Origin of the sequence: Nonomuraea sp. NPDC049758, from assembly GCF_040674635.1 — a bacterium.
In the GTDB taxonomy this organism is placed as follows: Bacteria; Actinomycetota; Actinomycetes; order Streptosporangiales; family Streptosporangiaceae; genus Nonomuraea.
Genome location: NZ_JBFAMZ010000019.1, coordinates 73,037 through 92,836, shown reverse-complemented (window position 1 = coordinate 92,836; position 19,800 = coordinate 73,037). Strand labels below are relative to the sequence as shown.

Below are 19,800 nucleotides of genomic sequence, written 5' to 3'. Positions count from 1 at the left end.
CCATGGCCCGCATCGTCCTGGTGGGCGCCGGCAGCATCACGTTCGCCAAGAACCTCCTCTCGGACATCCTGACATTTCCCGAACTGTCGGAGTCCACGATCGTGCTCCACGACATCGACAGGGCCCGGCTCGACACCGCCGCGGCGATGGCCCGCTGGATGGTCGCCGAGCTGGGCATCGGCGCCCGGATCGAGGCGTACGCCGACCGCCGGCCCGCCGTCGAGGGCGCCGACTACGTGATCAACGAGATCGCGGTGGGCGGCCTGGAGGCGGTCAGGCGCGACCTGGAGATCCCCGCCGCGTACGGCGTGCGCCAGACGATCGGCGACACCCTGGGCATCGGCGGCATCTTCCGCGCCCTGCGCACGATCCCCGTCATGGTCGGCATCGGCGACGACCTGGCCGAGCTCGCCCCCGACTCGGTGCTGTTCAGCTACACCAACCCGATGTCGATGATCCCCTGGTCGGTCTACGCCGGCACCCCGTTCAAGAACGTCGTGGGCGTCTGCCACGCCGCCCGCGACACGCAGAGCACGCTGGCCGCCATGGTCGGCGTCCCGGAGGAGGAGATCTCCTTCCTCACCGCGGGCGTCAACCACCAGGCGTTCGTGCTGCGCTTCGAGCGCGACGGCGAGAACCTCTACCGGCGGCTCGACGAGCTGATCGACCGGGACCCCGAGCTGCGGCGGCGGGTGCGCGTGGAGGTCTACCGCAACTTCGGCTACTTCCCGACCGAGTCCTCCGAGCACGGCTCGGAGTACCTGCCGTGGTTCCTGCCGCACGCCGAGGAGGTCGAGCGGTACCGCATCCCGATCAACGTCTACCTGGAGTGGCTGGCCGAGGGCTACGAGGAGTACGAGGAGTACAAGAGCTCGCTGGAGGCCGGCAGGGGCGTGCCGATCGAACGCGGCGACGAGCTGGCCTCGCTGGCCATCCACTCGATGGAGACCGGCGCCCGCAGGCTGATCCACGGCAACGTGCGCAACGGCGGCCTGATCTCCAACCTGCCGCCGGAGGCCACCGTCGAGGTGCCCTGCCACGTCGACCGGTCCGGCGTGCGGCCGCTGCCCGTCGGCGAGCTGCCCGCCCAGGTCGCCGCCCTCAACCGGGCCTTCCTCAGCGTCGGCGAGCTGACCGTCAAGGCGGCCCTGGAAGGGCGGCGCGACCACGTCTACCAGGCCGCGCTGCTCGACCCCAACACCGCCGCCACCCTGCCGGTCCGCAAGGTCCGCGAGCTGGTGGACGCCCTCATCGAGGCCCACGGCGACCTGCTGCCCGAAGGCATCAGGAAGTGACCCCGTCGTCCGACGCCGGCCTGCCGCTGTCCCGCTACCGTCCGGTGTCGCAGCTCCGGGTGGCCGTGCACGAGGTCGACCGGGCCCGGCTGCCCGTCGTGGACGCCCACATCCACCTCGGCCGCTGGCTGACCGAGGACGGCGGCTGGATGGTTCAGGACGTCCCCGCCCTGATCGGCATGATGGACGAGCTCAATCTGCGCGGCATGGTCAACCTCGACGGCCGCTGGGGCCGGGAGCTGGCCGAGAACCTCGAACGCTACGACGCCGCCCATCCGGGCCGGTTCGCCACGTTCTGCCACGTCGACTGGTCCGAGACCGCAACGCCCGGCTTCGGCGAGCGGCTGGCCGCCCAGCTGCGCCGCTCGGTGGCCGAGGGCGCGGCCGGGCTGAAGGTGTGGAAGGACGTCGGGCTGCGGGTGCGCGACCACCGGGGCGAGCTGGTCCTGCTCGACGACCCCCGCCTGGACCCGCTGTGGGCCGCCGTGGGGGAGGCGGGCGTGCCCATCGCCCTGCACACCGCCGACCCGGTCGCGTTCTTCCAGCCTGTGGACGAGCGCAACGAACGCCTCGAACTGCTGGCCGCCCGGCCCGACTGGAACTTCTCCGGGCCGGGGTTCCCGCCGTTCGAGCGGCTCATGGAGGCCATGGAGTCGATGGTGGCCCGGCATCCGGCCACGACCGTGATCGGGGTGCACGCCGGGTGCTGGCCGGAGAACCTGGGGTTCGCCGGCCGGATGCTGGACGCGTACCCGAACTTCCACATCGACATCGCGGCGCGCGTCGCCGAGCTGGGACGCCAGCCGCGCGCCACGCGGGCGCTCATGCTCCGCCACCCCGGCCGGGTGCTGTTCGGCACCGACGAGATCCCGCCGCACCCGGACGTCTACCGGATCCACTTCCGGTTCATGGAGACCGACGACGAGGCGTTCGCGCACTCCCTCGACGACCCGCCGCTGATGGGCCGGTGGACGATCTCCGGGCTCGACCTGCCCGACGACGTCCTGGAGCAGGTGTACGCGGGCAACGCGCTGCGGCTCGTGCCGCGGCTGGCCTGACCGCTCAGGGCGCCGGCACGCCGCCGTCCGGGGAGGGCTCGGGGTCGAGGGCGAGGTCGAGGGCGGCCAGGCGCGCGGGGTCGGAGACGATGTCGATCTCCGTGATGCGCTCGCCGTCCGTCGTGACGCGCAGCACCAGGAACAGCCGGCCGCCGCGCAGCACGCCGATGCCCGGCCTGCCGTCGACGAGCACGAGATCGGCGAAGCGCGCGCGGCCGGAGTCGGTGAGCGTGCCCTGGGCCACCGGACGGGCGCCGCGCCGCTCGCCGCCCGACCCCGGCACGTCCGACCGGTGCAGCACGTCGGGGTCGAGGACCGCGAGCAGGGCGTCCAGGTCGCCGGCGCGGGCCGCGGCGAGGAAGGCGGCCACCAGCCTGCGCTGCCTGGCGTGGTCGGCGGCGGGCAGGACGGGCGTGCCGTGCACCCGCTGCCGCGCCCGGCTGGCCAGTTTCTTGGCCGTGGCGGGGGAGCGCGCCACGATCTGCGCGATCTCCCCGAACGGCATCGCGAACAGGTCGTGCAGCACGAACGCGACCCGCTCGGCGGGGCTCAGCGTGTCGAGGACCACCAGCAGGGCGAACCCGACCGAGTCGGCCAGCACCGCCGCGTCGGCCGGATCGCCGTCATGGACGCTCACCTGGTCGAACCGCTCGCCCTCGACGAGCTGCTCGTCCCTGCGCCCGCGGGCGCGCAGCATGTCGAGGCAGACCCGGCCGACGATCGTGGTCAGCCAGCCGGGCACGTTCGCGACCCCGTCCGTGCCGGCGCGGGCGGCCCGCAGCCAGGTCTCCTGGACGGCGTCGTCGGCCTCGTCGGCCGAGCCGAGCATGCGGTGCGCCACCGCCCGCAGGTGGCTCCTGGTCAGGTCGAAGTGGCCGGCCAGGTCGGCTTGCGCGTTCATCGGTCACCTTTCGTCGCGCCGGGTCGTCATACAGGCGGCTGGGCGACGACGGAGGGCGACCATGGCGGCATCCTAAGCCCGTCAGGACATGGTGAGGGGCCCCGGCGCACGAGCGCGCCGGGGCCCGCCGGCATGTCCCCCGGGGTGATCTTTCTGACGGTCGGTCACCTTTCCCGGGCTCGCGTCGTCAAGGTGGTGAGTCTTCATGAAGGAGTGGACGATGACGTACGACAAGCTGCGCACCGCGGTCGAGGGACGCGTGTGGCTGCCCGGCGACGAGGGTTTCGAGGCGGCGGCCAGGGCGTGGAACCTGACCGTGGCCCAGCCGGTGGCCGCCGTGGTCGAGGCGGCCGACGCCGCCGACGTGGCCGCCCTGGTCCGCCATGCCCGCGAGGAGGGGCTGACCGTCTCCGCACAGCCGCGCGGCCACGGCGCGAGCGGCACCGCCGACGGCGTGATCCTGCTGCGCACCAACCGGCTGGACGAGCTGGAGATCCACCCGGCCGAGCGGCGCGCCCGCGCAGGCGCAGGCGTGACCTGGGGCGCGGTGCAGGCCGAGGCGGGCAGGCACGGCCTGACCGGGCTGGCCGGCAGCAACCCCGCGGTCACCGTCACCGGCTACACCCTCGGCGGGGGCCTGAGCTGGTTCGGCCGCAGGTACGGCTGGGCGGCCGACAGCGTGCGCGCCTTCGACGTCGTGGACGCCGAGGGCCGGCCCGCGCGGGTGACCGGGGAGAGCGACCCCGACCTGTTCTGGGCGCTGCGCGGCGGCGGCGGCGACTTCGCGCTGGTCACCGCCGTCGAGTTCGACCTGTACGCCGAGCGCGCCCTGTACGGCGGCCGTCTCATGTGGCCCGGCGCAAAGGAGGCCGAGGTGTTCGCGGCCTTCCGCGAGCTGACCGCCGACGCGCCGCCCGAGCTGTCGTTGTGGGTGAACCGGGTCCAGTTCCCCAAGGCGCCCCCGATGGTGACCGTGGACCTGGCCTACCTGGGCGAGGCGGCCGAGGCCGAGGACCTGCTGGGCCGGCTCGCCAAGATCGACGGCGTGCTGAGCGACACGCGGGCCGCCATGGCCACGGCCGACCTCGGCGCGATCACCGCCGAGCCGACCGACCCGGCGCCCGCGGTGGCCCGTACCGAGCTGCTGACCGGGCTGGACGCCGGTGCCGTGGAGATCCTGCTGGCCGAGCCGGTCGGGCCGCTGGTCGCCATGCAGATCAGGCACCTCGGCGGGGCGCTGACCCGGCCGGGCGGCGGCGCCGGGGGAGCGCTGGCCGAGCCGTACCTGCTCTACCTGCTCGGGGCCGGGATCAGCCCCGAGCTCGGCCAGGCCGTACGGGCCAAGCAGGACGCGGTCGTCGCCGCCCTGGGCGACCGGGTGAGCGGGCGCAAGCCGTACACGTTCCTGTCGCCGGGCGAGCGGGCGGCTCAGGCGTTCCCCGAGCCGGCGCTGGCCCGGCTGCGCGAGATCAAGCGGTCGCGCGACCCGCAGGGCGTGTTCCGCGCCAACTACCCGGTGCTGGACTGATCACCAGTTGGCGGGCAGGCCCGGCGTCGTGGCGGGCAGGGCGTGGCCGGGCGGGCGGATGACGTAGGCGACGCCGCCGCTGCTCGAACTGCGCAGCCACACGTTCTCGAAGTCGGCGCGCGGATAGACGTGGCGGACGGCGTCGTTGCTGGATGAGGCCGGGTCGTTGGCGATCACGTCGCCCGTCGCGGTGAAGCCGACGATCACCATGAGGTGGCCGTCGGTGCCGTAACCGGCGCCGGGGAGCTCGCCCTTCTTGAACGACTGCGAGGTGATCACCGGGATGCCCGCCTTGATCAGCCGCTCCAGCTCGGTCAGGGTGCGCAGGCGGGTGACGAAGCCGTCCAGGCCGTAGCGGCCGGCGTAGGCGGTGTTGAACGGCCAGTTGCCGGCGCCCTGGTAGGCGTGGTCGTAGGTGTAGCGGGCCGCGTGGTCCACCTCGGGGTTCGGGTCGGACGGGTCCACCCAGGAGGTGTCCTGCGCGCTCGGCCACTTGTCCCAGTAGCCGAGCACCATCGTGGTCGAGGTCGGGCTGCACCACGCCTCGCCGCCGCCGTCCCACTCGGGGTAGTGGCCCGCGTGCACGTTCTGGGAGCGGCGCGGGACGTTCAGCTCGACGCCCCACGCCCCGCCGCCGGGGCTGACCGGGACGGTCTTGCGGTCGGGCACGTTCGAGGCCATCGCGCCGAACGTGCGCACCCGGGGCGTCACGGCCGAGCCCGGACTGCGGTAGAGGGTCAGGCGGAGCTGGTACGCCGACAGCTGCCGCCCGGACGCCGCCACCAGCGTGTCCACCGCGACGGACCCGTCCGCGTCGCCCTGGCCGGCCACGGAGGTGCGCATGATGTCGCCCTCCGCGTAGGACCAGCGGCCGAGGACGTACCACTTGCTCAGCCCGGCGGTGTTCCTGGCCCTGGCCTCGACCTGCAGCCAGCTTCCCTGGGGCACGTCGGCCGTCCAGGAGGCGATCAGCTGGGTGGCGGGGAAGCCGACCGTGCGCTCGGGGCCGGTCCAGCGGGCGTACTCCCACGTCCTGGTGCCCAGGGCGTCGGTGTAGGAGGTGGTGCCGGCGGCCGAGGCGAACGACAGCCCGTCGGCGGCGGACGTGCCCTCGCCGGTGCCGGTGGCGAAGTCGGCCCGCTGGTAGACGACGTCGGGCACGACGGGGCCCGGCTTCGTCCCGGCGACGTCCTTACCGGCGACGGCGGCGACGGCGGGCGGTTGGAGGGTGGTGGCCAGCAGGAGTCCGGACAGGAGGACGGTCAGCGCGCGCATGAACCCACCTTGCTCGGAAGGCTTCGGATGGGCCCGACAGTAGGGACATCCGGCGGGCAAAGCATCGGGAAATCTACGTATGGGCCATGAAGCTCTCCGAGCGCCGAAACTTTCTCTTCTGATCGAGGCCACCGCCCCTCGAACGCCGCCGACTGCAGCGGCGGCTACGTCGGCCAGAACGCGCAGAACAACCAGGCCCTGGTCCGCGCCCAGCAGAACGCGGGCATGTGGATCGGCAACCACAGCTGGACCCACCCGCACCTGACGCAGCTGGGCGCCGCCCAGATCCAGTCCGAGCTGCCACGCACCCAGCAGGCGATCCAGCAGGCCACCGGCGCCGCGCCGAGGCTGTTCCGGCCGCCGTACGGGGAGACCAACGCCACCCTCCGGTCATGACGATGCGGCCGAACGGCAACGGCAACACCTTCGGGTTCACCGTCCAGCACAACGGCAACTGGACCTGGCCCGCGGTCTCCTGCCGGGTGGGGTGAGGCCCGTCCCGGTATGGAATGCTCTCCGCCATGCTGATAAGGAACGGGACAATTGACGACATTTCCCCGATTGTGGCGTTGCATGTGGAGAGCTGGCGTACGGCCTACGCGGGCATCATGCCCGACGGTTTCCTGAACGGCCCCCTGGACGACGACCGGCTCGCGCTCTGGCGGGAGCGGCTGGACCCGCCCGTCCGGGGGGCGGGCCTGTTCATCGGCCACGACGACGAGGGAAAGCTGCTCGGATTCGCCTACCTGCTGCCGGCCCCGGACGGCCGGATCCTGCTCGACAACCTGCACGTGCGGCCGGGGAGCACGGGCTCGGGCGCCGGATCCCGCCTGCTGCGGCACGGACTGGCCTGGGCGGCGGACGAGCATCCCGGCCGGGAGGTCTACCTGGAGGTGCTCAGGGCGAACACCCGGGCCATCGGCTTCTACGAACGGCACGGCGCACGCCGCACCGACGAGCGGATGTGCCGTTTCCAGCAGGGGTTCGAGCTGCCCGAGCTGGAGTACGCCTGGGTGAACTGACCCTCCGGCGACGCGCGCCGCAGGCGGTCAGGTGAGGGCGTCGCGCGTCCAGGAGCCCAGGACCAGCAGGGATTTGGTGCCGGTGACGTTGCCGGCCCGGCGTAGCCGGTCGATGACCTGCTGGAGGTGCCCGAGGTCGCGCACCCGTACGTGGATGAGGGCGTCGGGGTCGCCGGCGATGGTGAAGACGGCCTGCACCTCGGGCACGTCCGTCGCCGTGCGGACGATCTCGCCCACCGGTGTGGTCCCCGGGTACCGCAGCTCGGTGAACGCCTCGATGCCCCAGCCGAGCTTGGCATAGTCGATCTGGACGGTGAACCCGGTGATCACCCCGATCTCCCTGAGCCGGTCGACCCGCCGCTTGACCGCCGCCACCGACAGCCCGACCTGCTCGGCCATCTCGGAGAAGGTGCGGCGGCCGTCCTCGCGCAGCAGCCGGAGCACCTGATGGTCGATGTCGTCGATGTCCGGCATGTGAGAATCCTCCTTGGTGACGCAAAGTTCTTCTGCGCCAGAATCGCCCAGCTCACATTATTTGCGTCTTCGTTGTGGTTTCACGTCTGATACTTGCGCACAGTAGCTCTCCGTTGCTGTGCTGGGAAACCCCACATACGCATTGCCCGCCAGGAGGTTCGCGTGAGCGTGAACAGCGCGACCGTGTCGCTCGACGACAAGTACGCCGCGCCGGACGGCCGGGTGCTGATCTCCGGCATCCAGGCCCTCGTCCGGCTGACCCTCGAACAGCGGCGCCTGGACCGGGACCGCGGCCTGAACACCAGGGCCTTCGTCTCCGGCTACCAGGGCTCCCCGCTGGGCGGCCTGGACCTGGAGATGGGTCGCGCGGCCCGCTTCCTGGACGAGGCCGGCGTCGTCTTCCAGCCCGGACTCAACGAGGAGCTGGCCGCGACGGCCGTGGCCGGCACGCAGCTCCTCGGCCAGGTCCCCGGCCGCAGCCACGACGGCGTCACCGCCTTCTGGTACGGCAAGAACCCCGGCCTCGACCGCGCCGCCGACGCCATCAGGCACGGCAACATGGCCGGCACCGCCGCGCTCGGCGGCGCGGTGGCCTGGATCGGCGACGACCCCGGCTGCAAGTCCTCCACCGTGCCCAGCTCGTGCGAGCCGATGTGCCAGAGCCTGTCGATGCCGCTGCTCGCGCCCGGCTCGGTCGCCGAGATCATCGAGTTCGGCCTGCACGCGGTCGCCCTGTCCCGCGCCACCGGCCTGTGGACCGGGCTGAAGATCGTCGCCGACATCGCCGACGCCTCGGCCACCGTCGAGCTGGGCGCGCCGTACGACGGCATCCCCCTCCCCGACCACGCCGACCGCGGGAAGTCACCGATCCTGGTCGGCCCCTCCGCCCTGGACGCCGAGTACGACCTGCTCACCCGCAGGCTGGAACTGGCCCGCGACTACGGCCGCAGGCACGGGCTCAACCGCGTCATGCGCGACGCCCCCCGCGCCACGCTCGGCATCCTGGCCTCCGGCACCACGTACGCCGTGGTCCTGCGCGCCCTGGCCGATCTCGGCCTGGACGAGAGCGCCACCGAGGACCTCGGGCTGCGCCTGATCCGGCTCGGCATGCCCTTCCCGCTCGCCGAGGCCGACCTGGCCGCCATGACCTCCGACCTCGACCGGGTGCTGGTGGTCGAGGACAAGGTGCCGTTCCTGGAAGGGCAGCTCAAGCAGGCCCTCTACGGCGGCGAGCGCGCCCCCGTCGTGTCGGGCCGGGACCTGCTGACCGCCCGCGGCACCCTCGGCGCCGAGGACGTCGCCAAGGCGCTGGCCACCTGCCTCGGCCCCGACCGGCTCCCGCGCGGGACGGTCCACCTGTCCCGGCCCGCGTCCGCCGCGCGCCGCCTGCTGCCGATGGTCGCCGCGCGCACGCCGTACTTCTGCTCGGGCTGCCCGCACAACTCCTCCACCCGCACGTCCGACGACACGCTGGTCGGCGTCGGCATCGGCTGCCACGCCATGATCGCCCTCGACGGGCACGGCCGCGGCACCCAGATCGGCATCACCCAGATGGGCGGCGAGGGCGCCCAGTGGATCGGGCTCGCGCCGTTCACCCGGGACCGGCACTTCGTGCAGAACCTCGGCGACGGCACCTTCCACCACTCCGGCTCCCTGGCCGTGCGGGCCGCGGTGGCGGCCGGGGTGACGATGACCTACAAACTGCTCTACAACGACGCCGTCGCCATGACCGGCGGCCAGCGCGCCGAAGGGCGGCTCGACGTGCCCGCGCTCACGCGCTCGCTGGCCGAGGAGGGCGTGCGCAGGATCGTCATCACCACGCCGGAGCCGGAGACGTACCGCGGGGTGCGGCTCGCGCCGATCGCCTCCGTGCGGCACCGCGACGACCTCGCCGACGTCGAGCGCGAGCTGGCCGCGCTCGACGGCGTGACCGTCCTGCTGCACGACGACAAGTGCGCGGCCGAGGAACGGCGGCTGCGCAAGCGCGGCAAACTGCCCACCCCGGCGGAGAAGGTCGTGGTCAACGAGCGCGTCTGCGAGGGCTGCGGCGACTGCGGCGACGTCTCGACGTGCCTGTCCGTCCAGCCCGTCGAGACCGAGTACGGCCGCAAGACGCGCATCCACCAGCCGTCGTGCAACTCCGACCTGAGCTGCCTCAAGGGCGACTGCCCGTCGTTCCTGCTGGTCGAACCCGGCACCAGGGCGCCGCGCGAGCTGCCGCCGCTGCCGGTGCGGCTGCCGGAGCCGGCCGTCAGGCTCGACGGCGACGCCGAGACGCTGATCCGGATGCCCGGCATCGGCGGCACCGGCGTCGTCACGGTCTCGCAGATCCTCCAGATGGCCGCCCACCTCGACGGCCTGCACGCCGCCGGCATCGAGCAGACCGGCCTCGCGCAGAAGGGCGGCCCGGTCGTCAGCGACGTGCGCATCGCCAAGCGGCCGGTGGACGGCTCGGTGCGCGCCTCGCGCGGCACGGCCGACGTGCTGATCGGGTTCGACCTGCTCGGGGTCGCCGCCGACGCCAACCTCGCCGTCGCCGCGCCCGGCCGGACGGTCGCCGTGGTGAACACCTCCATCGTGCCCACCGCCGCCATGGTCACCGGACGGGCGACCGTGCCCGGCTCCTCGGCCGACGCGGTGGTCAGGCTGGAGTCGGCCACGGAGGGTGCGGACAACCTGTACCTCGACGCCCACGAGTTGTCCGAGGCGCTGTTCGGCGACCACATGCCGGCCAACATGCTGCTGGTCGGCGCGGCGTACCAGCACGGCTGCCTGCCCGTCTCGGCCGCCTCGATCGAGGCGGCGATCAGGCTCAACAAGGCCGCCGTCGAGAAGAACCTCGCGGCCTTCCGCTGGGGCCGGGCCGCCGTCGCCGACCGTGAGGCGGTACGCCGGGCCGCGCTCGCCGAGCCCGCCGAGCGGCCCGCGCCCGGCCTGGAGGAGACGCTGGCCCTGCGGGTGGCGGACCTGACCGGCTACCAGAACCAGACCTACGCCCGTACGTACGAGACCGACGTCAGGCGCGTGATCGCCGAGGCGGCCGGGCGCGCGGGGGAGGAGGCCGGCGCGCGCGTCGGGCTCGCCTACGCCCGCTCCCTGCACAAGCTCATGGCCTACAAGGACGAGTACGAGGTCGCCCGGCTGCACCTCGACCCCGAGGAGCAGGCCAGGCGCGAGCGGGAGTACGGCGCCGACGCGGTCGTGTCCGTGCTGCTGCACCCGCCGCTGCTGCGCGCGATGGGGATGAAGCGCAAGATCCGGCTGCGCCGCTCCGCGCCGGTGCTGTTCCGCGGCCTGCGAGCCGCACGCGTGCTGCGCGGGACCGCCCTCGACGTGTTCGGCCAGGCCGAGGTCCGCCGGGTCGAAAGGGAACTGATCACCGAATATCGTGATCTCATGCGTGCCGCCCTCGCCCGGCTGACCCCCGGCACGATCGACGCCGTCGCCGAGATCGCCGGCCTTCCCGAGTCGATCCGCGGGTACGAGGACATCAAGCTCGCCCGCGTCGCCGAGTTCCGTGAGCGGGCCGCGGCCGCCCTGGCCCGCCTCGCCGAAGCCGCACCCAAGGAGTCGTCGTGACCGTTGACCGCCTGCTCCCCGATCAGGACGCCAAGGACCTGATCGAGCTGACCCGCGACATCGCCGACAAGGAGCTCGCGCGCCGGGTCGACGAGCACGAGCGCGCGGAGACGTACCCGGAGGGGCTGTTCGCCACCCTCGGCGCGGCCGGGCTGCTCGGGCTGCCCTACCCCGAGGAGTTCGGCGGGGGCGGGCAGCCGTACGAGGTGTACCTCCAGGTGATCGAGGAGCTGGCGGCCCGCTGGGCGGCGGTCGCGGTGGCGACGAGCGTGCACACGCTGGCCTGCTTCCCCGTGGCCGCGTACGGCACCCCCGAGCAGCGCGAACGCTGGCTGCCCGACATGCTGGCCGGACGGATCGTCGGCGGCTACAGCCTGTCGGAGCCGCAGGCGGGCTCGGACGCGGGCGCGCTCACCTGCCGGGCCGAGCGCACCGAGAGCGGCGACTACCGCATCACCGGCAACAAGGCCTGGATCACCCATGGCGGCATCGCCGACTTCTACGCCCTGTTCGCCCGTACCGGCGAGCGCATCTCCTGCTTCGTCGCGCCCGGCGCGGCCGAAGGTCTGACGTTCGGCCGCCCCGAGGAGAAGATGGGCCTGCACGCCGTGCCGACCACCAGCGCCCACTGGGACGGCGCCGTCATCGACGGCGACCGGCTGATCGGCGAGGAGGGCCAGGGCCTGCAGATCGCCTTCAGCGCCCTCGACTCCGGCCGGCTCGGCATCGCGGCCTGCGCCGTCGGCCTGGCCCAGGCGGCCCTCGACGAGGCCGTCGCCTACGCCAAGGAGCGGCAGACCTTCGGCAAGCGCATCATCGACCACCAGGGCCTCGGCTTCCTGCTGGCCGACATGGCGGCGGGGGTGGACAGCGCGCGGGCGACGTACCTGGACGCCGCCCGCCGCCGCGACGCCGGCCTCGACTACAGCCGGCAGGCCAGCGTGGCCAAACTGGTCGCCACGGACACCGCCATGAAGGTCACGACGGACGCGGTCCAGGTGTTCGGCGGCTACGGCTACACCAGGGAGTTCCGGGTCGAGCGCTACATGCGCGAAGCCAAGATCATGCAGATCTTCGAGGGCACCAACCAGATCCAACGATTGGTCATCGCCCGCCAACTGGCGAAGTAGCCCCTGACGCCGCAACCCCGTCGGACGCTGTTGCAACGGAATGAAGGCGGAGGGAGGTTCGCATTTAGCGGTTGTGGTTGGCGGGGGCTTCGAAGATGAGGCCGCGGCCGTCCTCTTCGTCCCAGTCTTCTCCGACCTTGACGAAGCCGAAGCCGGCGATCGTGGCCAGGGACGCCGTGTTGTCAGGACTGATCGTCGCCCGTACGGTCTTGACCGCCGGTTCGGCCGCGGCCCGGTGCAGCAACTCGATCAGGATGGCTCGGCCGTACCCCTGGCGACGGAACTCTGGAGCGACCGCGTAGCCGATCTCCACCATGCCCGCCTCGTCGGGCGGTCCGTGAAAGCCCGCATGGCCGACGACGACGCCTTCGGGCCCGGTCACCGCCTGCCGCACCATCCACGGTGCGTGGTCAGGGTCGGCGGCCATCTGGTCGATCCGGATCCGCCACAGCCACCGTGCTCTGTCTGTCACGAAGTAGTCGGTCAGAGCGACCCCAGCCGTACTACTGGCTGTGGCCAGATTCCCATCGAGGAGAGCGGACATCGCGGTGCTCGACAACTCGACGAAGCGCACCTGCTTCGGACTGGTGGGGAACGACGTCTGGCGATCGGCTTCATCTGTCACGGTGCGATGGTCGCAAAGCGTCCGGCGGACGTCCACGGGGTTTTGGAGGGTGGGAGCAGGGCGTCGGGGGACAGGCCTTCATTACTGTCGTCACAGATAGTAATGCGCTGATAACTCTATGCTTAGGGTTGGGTTGGGTGGCATTCGCCGCTCCCGTCCCGAAGGGAAATCGATCATGCGACGCATCCCGATCGCGCTGGCCGCTCTGGCCGCCGCCGGTGCCGTGGCGATGGCCCCGCTCGCCACAGCGCAGGCAGCCACCGCTGTTTCGCTCAACGCGCCGACCGCGCGGGCGGGCGAGGTCTTCACGTGTCAGGAGGTGCAAGCGGAAATGCCGGAACTCTTCGCCCGCGACTGCGACACCAGTCATTGGGGGCCTCTGTCCGACTTCGTCGTCACGTCCAGGGGCCGGGCCGTCTACCGCTGCACCACCGGCTGGGCCGAGGGCAGCCTGTGGATCCGTGGCCAAGGCTGCCGGCGGCTCCAGAGCTCCTGACCGGCCGGTAGCTCAGGCTCCGGTGGCCCGAACCGTCGTGGGCGCGTCCGTCCGGAAAGTCCGGGAAGTCCGGGGAATCCGGGAAGTCTGCGAACCGCTGGGACTGGTGACTGTATCGTGAGCGCCGCCGGTCCGGCGGCGGCCGGGAGCGGCCGGAGGGCCGCTCGTCCGGCGGGCCGATCCGCCAGGCAGCACCGGGCGTTCCCGACGGCCTCCGCACGCGCCCCGCGGAGCCGCCCCGACCAGGCCGGGCTTGGGCGTTCGGCGTCGTCCCGAAGCCCGCGAGACCGGCCCGCCGCCGCCGTCAAGGCGCTCGAGGCGCTGAAGGGGATCAAGGGCTCAAGGCACTCAAAGGCGCCTTGCACGCTACGTGCGCATAGAGATCGGATGCGAAATGTCAAGATCACTTGCTGCTCAAAGCCATCTCCAGTCTCAGCCGATCTCTCCGTTAACTCCGGTCTCTTGCTGGGCGACGTTGATCGCGTAAAGATCCCCACGCAAGGAGCTGCCATGATCCGCGCACTCAACCAGCTGGGAGACCGCCTCCTCGACAAACTCCTCCCCTCGGCGAACGCCTCGGCCGCGTGCTGGACCGACTGGTGCTGCCAGGGCAAGTTCTGCCGGACCTGCTGCTACCACGACTCCAGCGGCACGGTCAGCTGCGGCAGCTTCGACTACTGCTGACGCCTCCTCCCGATCTCCCATGACAGCCATGCAGTACGTCGCGCTGGCCTGCCGGGTGGCGCTGGGCGTCGTCTTCCTGGTCGCGGTGGCCGGCAAGGTGCGCGGCCGGTCCGCGTTCGCCGGGTTCCGCGGGTCCGTGCGCGGCCTGGTCCCGCTGGGGCCGCGGGCCGTCACGGCGGTGAGCGGCGCCGTCGTCCTGGCCGAAGGGTGCGTCGTCGTGCTGCTGGCGATCCCCGGGACTGTGCGGGCCGGCGTGATGCTGGCCGGCACCGTCCTGGTGGGTTTCTGCGCCGGGATCGTCAGGGCGATGCGTTCGGGCGCCACGACGCCGTGCCGGTGCTTCGGCGCCGCCGGGACGCCGCTCGGTGGCCGCCACCTCGTCCGCAACGCCGGGCTGCTCGCGCTGGCCGCCGCCGGGCTCGTGCCGGGGCACGCCGCGCCGCATCCGGCGGGCGTCGCCCTGAGCGTGCTGGCCGGCGGCGTCCTCGCCGTCATCGTGATCTTCTTCGACGACCTCGCCGACCTGTTCGCCGCACAACCGCGTCACCCCTGAGGAGCCCGCATGCCCTATCTCGTCGCCGCCGTCGTCATCGTCGGACTGCTGTGCCTGGTCAACCTGGTGCTGACGCTGGCGGTGATCCGCCGCCTGCGTGCGCACACGCTGCGGCTGTCGGAGCTGGGGCCGACGCGTCCCCCGACGGTGCAGCCGGGCACGACGATCGGCGAGTTCAGCGCGACGACCGCCGACGGCGGGACCGTGTCGCGCGCGTTCTTCTCGGGGGTCTCCGTGGTGGCGGTGTTCTCCACCGAGTGCGCGTCCTGCCACGAGCTGCTGCCGGAGTTCACGTCCTACCTCGCCGACACGCGTCCCGAGCGGGTGCTGGCCGTGGTCACGGGCGACCCGGACGAGGCCCGGCGGTTCACCCGCGAGCTGACCTCGGCCACCGTCGTCGTGGAGCCGATGGGCGGCCCGGTGAGCAGGGCGTTGCAGGTCTCGCAGTTCCCCAGCTTCTTCCTGGTCGACGGTGACGCGGTGGTCGTGGCGGCCGACACCGCGCCGGGCAGGCTGCCGGCGGTCACCCGCCGATGACCCCTCCCGCCGGGCCCGGCGGCGCCGCCCGGGGACGGCGTGCGCGCGCGGCCGTGGCGCTCGCCTGGCGGGCGCATCCGGCCGCCGTCCTGGGGTCGGGGATCGCGGTGCTGCTCATGGGCTTGGTCCCGGTGGCCGCCGCGTGGCTGACCAAGCTCGTCCTGGACGGCCTGGCCGCCGGGGCGGGGCCCGCCGAGCTGCTGCCGCCGGGCGTGGCCCTCGGCGTGACCGGCCTGGCCGGCGCGGCCCTGCCCGCGGTCGCGGAGTACGCCCAGGAGCAGCTGCGCCGCGCGCTCCAGGTGCTGATCCAGGACCGGCTGTTCCAGGCCGTCAACGCCCATCCAGGGCTGAGCCGGTTCGAGAACCCGGCCTTCCACGACCGCATGCGGCTGGCGCAGGAGGCCGGGCAGAACGCGCCGCAGCGGATCGTCCGCTCGACCCTGGGGATCGCCCAGGGAGCCGTCACCCTCGCCGGGTTCACCGCGGCGCTGGCCGTGCTCGCGCCGGGGATGATCGTCGTCGTGGCGCTCTCCGCGATCCCGTCGGTCCGTGCCCAGCTCGACCTGTCACGGCGTCGCGCGGGCATGATGTGGGGCGTCAGTTCCAGGGCCCGGCGGCAGATCTTCTTCGCCGGCCTGCTCACCAGCCCCGACGCGGCCAAGGAGATCCGCCTGTTCGGGCTCGGCGACCTGCTGCGCGGCCGGATGCTGGCCGAGCTGCGCGCGGTCAACGCCGCCGAGCAGGGGCTGGCCCGCCGGACCCTGCGTACTCAGGGCGCGTTGTCGCTGGTGGGGGCGGCCGTCGCGGCGGCGGGCCTGCTCTGGGCGATCATCGCCGCCGCGTCGGGCGCGCTGAGCGTCGGCGACGTCGCCGTGTTCGTCGCGGCCGTGGCCGGGGTGCAGTCGGCGCTGGCGTCGATCGTCGGCCAGTCGGCGGACGCGCACAACGCGCTGCTGATGTTCGGGCACTACCTCGACGTGGTGGCCGACCCGCCCGACCTGCCCGTGCCGCGGCGGCCGCGGCCCGTCCCGGCGCTGCGCGAGGGCATCGAGGTGCGCGACGTCTGGTTCCGGTACGACGACGCCCATCCGTGGGTGCTGCGCGGGGTCGACCTCTTCGTCCCCCGCGGCGGCTCGCTCGCCCTCGTCGGCCTGAACGGCGCGGGCAAGAGCACCCTGGTCAAGCTGATCTGCCGGCTGTACGACCCGGTGCGCGGGTCCATCCTCTGGGACGGCGTCGACCTGCGCGAGACCGACCCCGCCGAGCTGCGCGGCCGTATCGGCGCGGTCTTCCAGGACTACATGTCCTACGACCTGACCGCGGCCGAGAACATCGGCCTCGGCGACGTCGCGGCGATCGGCGACCGGGAGCGGGTCGAGGCCGCCGCCCGGCTGGCCGGCGTCCACGAGACGGTCGCCGGGCTGCCGCGGGGCTACGACACGCTGCTGAGCCGGATCTTCTTCGGCGACCGGGACGACCCCCAGGCCGGAGTGGTGCTGTCCGGCGGTCAGTGGCAGCGTCTGGCGCTGGCCCGCGCCCTGATGCGGAAAGGACGCGACCTGCTCGTGCTGGACGAGCCGAGCTCCGGCCTGGACGCGCAGGCCGAGCACGCCATCCACGAAAGCCTGCGCCGCCACCGCGCCGGACGCACCAGCCTGCTGATCTCCCACCGGCTGGGCGCGGTCCGGGAGGCGGACGCGATCGTCGTGCTCGCCGAGGGCCGGATCGCCGAGCAGGGCTCGCACGCGGAGCTGATGGCGCTCGGCGGGGAGTACGCGAGCCTGTTCACCCTCCAGGCCCAGGGCTACGAACCGGCCACCCCGCCGGACCCGCGGACGGGCGACATCGACCGGACGACGACGCCGAGCACCCGGTCGAACGGCACGTAACCCCACACCCGCGAGTCCTCGCTGACCGGCCCGTCACCCAGGACCACCAGCCGGCCGGCCGGGACCGTGTCGCCCGGCGACGCCCCCACCCGCCCCGCGACCTCGGACGGAACCGGGTCGCCCGGCACGGCCACCGCCCGCTTGATGAACCACATGGCCGCCCCCGGCGCCGGCAGCGGCCCGGTGCGCCACTCGCCCCCGGGCGGCAACGTCTGCAGCACCACGACCTGCCCGCGTCCGACGCCCGCCCCCGTCGTCCTGCGGACGAGCACCCGGTCGCCGGTGCGGTAGGTCGGCAGCATGCTCGCCCCGCTGATCCGGACGACGACCAGACGCCGCCGGGCGACGGCCAGCCCGGCGGCCAGCCCGGCGGCCAGGGCCGCGATCGGGGCCAGCAGGATCAGGACACGCCGCACGACGCCCTCCCAAGTCGATCATCACCGGAGACTGCCGACACTAGCGGCGGATCTCCGCGCCGGACAGCCCGTACGGCCCGCCGAAGGGGCCGCTCACCTCACGGCCCGGGCCGGCCGGGGTGGTCGAGGCCGGCGGTGAGCTGGTCGATCGCCGTGTCGATGCGCCGTCCGAGCAGGGCGGTGTCCGGCGGCCCCGCGGAGGCCGCGGTCTGCCGGAGCCACTGGTCGAGGACGACGCGCAGCGCCGTCAGGGCCGCGGCCGCGCACAGCAGGGGATAGCCGGTGTCGCCGGGACGCCCGGGGGCGGGGTGGCCTATGTGCTCGGCGATCGCCTCGGCCAGGGCCTGCTCCTGCGCGGCGAGCACGGCCAGTTGCTGCGGCACCAGCGTGGGCGCCGACCGGACGAGCTGCAACGCCCGGACATGGTCCCGGCCGGCGGCGTCGCTCTCGTTCATGACCGTCAGCACGGCCTCGCGGAAGGCCCGCAGGACCGGCTCGGTGCGCGGCCGGGCCCTGAACCGGGCGACGAGCTCCTGCGCGGCGGCGGCCAGCGAGGCCACGACCGCCTCCTCCTTGCTGGAGAAGTAGTTGAAGAACGTGCGCAGCGCGATGTCGGCCTCGCCGGCGATCTGCTCGACGGTCACGTTCTCGACGCCGTGGCGCAGGGCCAGCCGGAGCGCCGCCGCGCGGAGGGCGGCGCGGGTGGCCTGCTTCTTGCGTTCGCGGCGGCCGGGCGACGCGGGCTCCCCGCCGCCCGATGCGAGCTGAACCACCCCGGCCTCCTCTGCCACGGTCCTCATTATGGGCTCCGGCAGGGCGACAGAGCTCCGGCGAGCATCGCGCCCGGTCAGGACCAGGCGACCGGCAGGGAGTGCACGCCGAAGATGAGCATCTCGTCGCGCACCGGCACCTGGCCGGCCGGCACGGCCAGCCGCAGGTCCGGCAGGCGCGTGATCAGCTCCGTCAGGCCGATGCGCATCTCCACCCGGGCGAGCTGCTGGCCCAGGCACTGGTGCACGCCGTGCCCGAAGGCCAGGTGCGGGACGCGGGCGCGGTTGACGTCGAACCGGTCGGCGTCGGGCCAGTGGCGGGGGTCGCGGTTCACCTCGGGCGTGGCGATCACGACGGTCGCGCCGGCGGGAAGGTCGGCGCCGCCCAGCGTGACGGGCTCGGTCGTGACGCGGCTGACGCCGAGCTGGATGATGCTCAGGAAGCGCAGCAGCTCCTCGACCGCGTTGTCGACGAGGGAGGGGTCCGCCCGCAGGGCGGCGAGCTGGGCGGGGTGCTCCAGCAGGGCGAATGCGCCCAGTGCCAGCATGTTGGCGGTGGTCTCGTGGCCCGCGCCGAGCAGGACGAGGGCGACGTCCACGAGCTGGGCGTCGGTCAATGGCGGGTCGGCGTCGTGGACGAGCCCCGACAGCAGGTCGTCGGCCGGCTCGGCGCGCTTGGCGGCCACCAGCCGCTGCATGAACGCGTACAGCTCGACGCCCGCCACCGCCCGCTCCTCGTCGGTGGAGTTGGCGTTCAGCCCGACGGAGGTGCGTTCCTGGAACTCGGCGCGGTCGGCGTAGTCGACGCCGAGCAGCTCGCAGATGACCAGCGACGGCAGCGGCAGCGCGAACGACGGCACGAGGTCGGCCTCCGTGCCGGCCGCCTTCATCGCCTCGATGTGCTCGACCGCGATCTCGGTGACCCTGGCTTCCAGCTCCCGCATGCGCCGGACGGTGAACTGACCGGTCAGCAGCCGCCGGATGCGCGTGTGCTCGGGCGGGTCCATGAACACGAAGAAGCCGTCCTCGCGGCTCTCGACGGACGGGCCCGCCGGAAGGACGCCGGCCGCCTGCTCGGTCACCTCGTGCGGCTGCAGCGACGTGGCCTCGCGGTGGCGGACCCGGTCGGCGCTGAAGCGGGCGTCCGACAGGACGGTGCGGGCCTCGTCGAAACCGGTGACCAGCCACGCCCGCGCGCCGTTGAGCAGCTCCACCGGCCGGACCGGGTCCTGGCCGCGCCGCTCCCGCAGGCCCGGCGGCGGGTCGAACGGGCACCCGCCGCGCTCGACCAGGTCGGCGGGCATGATCCGGCGCATCGCCGTGGGGCTCGCGCCGGGGGAGTCGTCGGTCAGGCTGCGGTCGCTCATCGGCACGTCCTGTTCTCTCGGGGGCGGGCCGTTCCACCCTACAAAGATGCACGACGCGCATCAATGCACGTTGTGCATGTCCATTCGGACGCCGGATCAAGGTGTGCCCGCGGGCCCACGGGGCAAAGGCACGCATCCGACAGCTCACCCGCACGGGAGGAACGTGATGACGCGACAGCCTGGACGAGCACCGGTTGCGGG

The 19,800-nt window shown here is 73.0% G+C and carries 19 protein-coding genes; 12 read left to right on the top strand and 7 right to left on the bottom strand.

The window, feature by feature from the left end; genetic code table 11:
- Positions 1-2: 2 nt before the first annotated feature.
- Both melA and AB0J46_RS38600 read left to right on the top strand, forming a co-directional pair.
- Positions 3-1,295 carry an alpha-galactosidase gene (melA, locus tag AB0J46_RS38605; RefSeq protein ID WP_364339466.1) on the top strand — a complete coding sequence of 431 codons (1,293 nt, stop codon included), beginning with the start codon at positions 3-5 and terminating at the stop codon, positions 1,293-1,295.
- On the top strand, positions 1,292-2,353 hold the full coding sequence (locus AB0J46_RS38600; RefSeq protein WP_364339464.1) for an amidohydrolase family protein: 1,062 nt from the start codon (positions 1,292-1,294) through the stop codon (positions 2,351-2,353). The genes melA and AB0J46_RS38600 overlap by 4 nt, the downstream gene beginning before the upstream one ends.
- Before the next feature lie 4 nt (positions 2,354-2,357).
- On the opposite strand, the gene AB0J46_RS38595 is transcribed toward AB0J46_RS38600, so the two are convergent.
- Entirely contained in the window at positions 2,358-3,254 is an 897-nt protein-coding gene (locus AB0J46_RS38595) for a sigma-70 family RNA polymerase sigma factor (RefSeq protein WP_364339462.1), read from the bottom strand.
- Between the two features lie 220 nt (positions 3,255-3,474).
- On the opposite strand from AB0J46_RS38595, the gene AB0J46_RS38590 reads away from it, so the two are divergent.
- A complete protein-coding gene (locus AB0J46_RS38590) occupies positions 3,475-4,782 on the top strand; it encodes an FAD-binding oxidoreductase (RefSeq protein WP_364339461.1) in 1,308 nt (435 codons plus the stop codon).
- On the opposite strand, the gene AB0J46_RS38585 is transcribed toward AB0J46_RS38590, so the two are convergent.
- On the bottom strand, positions 4,783-6,057 hold the full coding sequence (locus tag AB0J46_RS38585) for a C39 family peptidase (RefSeq protein ID WP_364339459.1): 1,275 nt from the start codon (positions 6,055-6,057) through the stop codon (positions 4,783-4,785). It lies immediately after the preceding gene.
- Between the two features lie 225 nt (positions 6,058-6,282).
- Between AB0J46_RS38585 and AB0J46_RS38580 the strand changes: the two genes are divergently transcribed.
- Together AB0J46_RS38580 and AB0J46_RS38575 are read left to right on the top strand one after the other, a co-directional pair.
- Complete coding sequence (locus AB0J46_RS38580) at positions 6,283-6,453, top strand: polysaccharide deacetylase family protein (protein ID WP_364339457.1); 171 nt, start codon at positions 6,283-6,285, stop codon at positions 6,451-6,453.
- Between the two features lie 167 nt (positions 6,454-6,620).
- A complete protein-coding gene (locus AB0J46_RS38575; protein ID WP_364339455.1) occupies positions 6,621-7,079 on the top strand; it encodes a GNAT family N-acetyltransferase in 459 nt (152 codons plus the stop codon).
- 27 nt (positions 7,080-7,106) lie between these two features.
- On the opposite strand, the gene AB0J46_RS38570 is transcribed toward AB0J46_RS38575, so the two are convergent.
- Positions 7,107-7,553, bottom strand: a complete 447-nt coding sequence (locus AB0J46_RS38570) for an Lrp/AsnC family transcriptional regulator (protein ID WP_357979480.1) — start codon at positions 7,551-7,553, stop codon at positions 7,107-7,109.
- Between the two features lie 93 nt (positions 7,554-7,646).
- Between AB0J46_RS38570 and AB0J46_RS38565 the strand changes: the two genes are divergently transcribed.
- On the top strand, positions 7,647-11,132 hold the full coding sequence (locus AB0J46_RS38565; RefSeq protein ID WP_364339453.1) for an indolepyruvate ferredoxin oxidoreductase family protein: 3,486 nt from the start codon (positions 7,647-7,649) through the stop codon (positions 11,130-11,132).
- Positions 11,129-12,262, top strand: a complete 1,134-nt coding sequence (locus AB0J46_RS38560; RefSeq protein ID WP_357979482.1) for an acyl-CoA dehydrogenase family protein — start codon at positions 11,129-11,131, stop codon at positions 12,260-12,262. The genes AB0J46_RS38565 and AB0J46_RS38560 overlap by 4 nt, the downstream gene beginning before the upstream one ends.
- Before the next feature lie 64 nt (positions 12,263-12,326).
- Here the strand turns inward: AB0J46_RS38560 and AB0J46_RS38555 are convergent, their stop codons facing one another.
- On the bottom strand, positions 12,327-12,887 hold the full coding sequence (locus AB0J46_RS38555; protein WP_364339451.1) for a GNAT family protein: 561 nt from the start codon (positions 12,885-12,887) through the stop codon (positions 12,327-12,329).
- Positions 12,888-13,062: 175 nt separating this feature from the next.
- On the opposite strand from AB0J46_RS38555, the gene AB0J46_RS38550 reads away from it, so the two are divergent.
- The 5 genes from AB0J46_RS38550 (at position 13,063) to AB0J46_RS38530 (ending at position 17,046) form a co-directional block, all read left to right on the top strand.
- On the top strand, positions 13,063-13,383 hold the full coding sequence (locus tag AB0J46_RS38550; protein WP_364339449.1) for a hypothetical protein: 321 nt from the start codon (positions 13,063-13,065) through the stop codon (positions 13,381-13,383).
- 510 nt (positions 13,384-13,893) lie between these two features.
- Positions 13,894-14,067, top strand: coding sequence for a hypothetical protein (locus AB0J46_RS38545; protein WP_352318817.1), 174 nt, complete (start codon positions 13,894-13,896; stop codon positions 14,065-14,067).
- Positions 14,068-14,095: 28 nt separating this feature from the next.
- Positions 14,096-14,620, top strand: coding sequence for a MauE/DoxX family redox-associated membrane protein (locus tag AB0J46_RS38540; RefSeq protein ID WP_364339447.1), 525 nt, complete (start codon positions 14,096-14,098; stop codon positions 14,618-14,620).
- Positions 14,621-14,629: 9 nt separating this feature from the next.
- Positions 14,630-15,157 (top strand): TlpA disulfide reductase family protein, encoded by a 528-nt coding sequence (locus AB0J46_RS38535; protein ID WP_358292282.1) that lies wholly within the window; start codon positions 14,630-14,632, stop codon positions 15,155-15,157.
- Complete coding sequence (locus AB0J46_RS38530; RefSeq protein WP_364339445.1) at positions 15,154-17,046, top strand: ABC transporter ATP-binding protein; 1,893 nt, start codon at positions 15,154-15,156, stop codon at positions 17,044-17,046. Before AB0J46_RS38535 ends, AB0J46_RS38530 begins: the two co-directional genes overlap by 4 nt.
- On the opposite strand, the gene AB0J46_RS38525 is transcribed toward AB0J46_RS38530, so the two are convergent.
- The 3 genes from AB0J46_RS38525 to AB0J46_RS38515 all read right to left on the bottom strand — a co-directional run bounded on the left by AB0J46_RS38525 (position 16,962) and on the right by AB0J46_RS38515 (position 19,599).
- Positions 16,962-17,462, bottom strand: coding sequence for a S26 family signal peptidase (locus tag AB0J46_RS38525; protein WP_364339443.1), 501 nt, complete (start codon positions 17,460-17,462; stop codon positions 16,962-16,964). The genes AB0J46_RS38530 and AB0J46_RS38525 overlap by 85 nt on opposite strands.
- Before the next feature lie 98 nt (positions 17,463-17,560).
- Positions 17,561-18,235 (bottom strand): helix-turn-helix domain-containing protein, encoded by a 675-nt coding sequence (locus AB0J46_RS38520; protein WP_364339441.1) that lies wholly within the window; start codon positions 18,233-18,235, stop codon positions 17,561-17,563.
- Positions 18,236-18,309: 74 nt separating this feature from the next.
- A complete protein-coding gene (locus AB0J46_RS38515; protein ID WP_364339439.1) occupies positions 18,310-19,599 on the bottom strand; it encodes a cytochrome P450 in 1,290 nt (429 codons plus the stop codon).
- Positions 19,600-19,800 lie beyond the last annotated feature (201 nt).

Bases quoted from the DNA above. Each gene is read 5' to 3' on its own strand.
- AB0J46_RS38595 (WP_364339462.1), bottom strand. From the start codon at position 3,254: ATGAACGCGCAAGCCGACCTGGCCGGCCACTTCGACCTGACCAGGAGC.
- AB0J46_RS38540 (WP_364339447.1), top strand. From the start codon at position 14,096: ATGCAGTACGTCGCGCTGGCCTGCCGGGTGGCGCTGGGCGTCGTCTTC.
- AB0J46_RS38515 (WP_364339439.1), bottom strand. From the start codon at position 19,599: ATGAGCGACCGCAGCCTGACCGACGACTCCCCCGGCGCGAGCCCCACG.
- AB0J46_RS38585 (WP_364339459.1), bottom strand. From the start codon at position 6,057: ATGCGCGCGCTGACCGTCCTCCTGTCCGGACTCCTGCTGGCCACCACC.
- AB0J46_RS38570 (WP_357979480.1), bottom strand. From the start codon at position 7,553: ATGCCGGACATCGACGACATCGACCATCAGGTGCTCCGGCTGCTGCGC.
- AB0J46_RS38580 (WP_364339457.1), top strand. From the start codon at position 6,283: ATGTGGATCGGCAACCACAGCTGGACCCACCCGCACCTGACGCAGCTG.
- AB0J46_RS38590 (WP_364339461.1), top strand. From the start codon at position 3,475: ATGACGTACGACAAGCTGCGCACCGCGGTCGAGGGACGCGTGTGGCTG.
- AB0J46_RS38550 (WP_364339449.1), top strand. From the start codon at position 13,063: ATGCGACGCATCCCGATCGCGCTGGCCGCTCTGGCCGCCGCCGGTGCC.
- AB0J46_RS38535 (WP_358292282.1), top strand. From the start codon at position 14,630: ATGCCCTATCTCGTCGCCGCCGTCGTCATCGTCGGACTGCTGTGCCTG.
- AB0J46_RS38545 (WP_352318817.1), top strand. From the start codon at position 13,894: ATGATCCGCGCACTCAACCAGCTGGGAGACCGCCTCCTCGACAAACTC.
- melA (WP_364339466.1), top strand. From the start codon at position 3: ATGGCCCGCATCGTCCTGGTGGGCGCCGGCAGCATCACGTTCGCCAAG.
- AB0J46_RS38530 (WP_364339445.1), top strand. From the start codon at position 15,154: ATGACCCCTCCCGCCGGGCCCGGCGGCGCCGCCCGGGGACGGCGTGCG.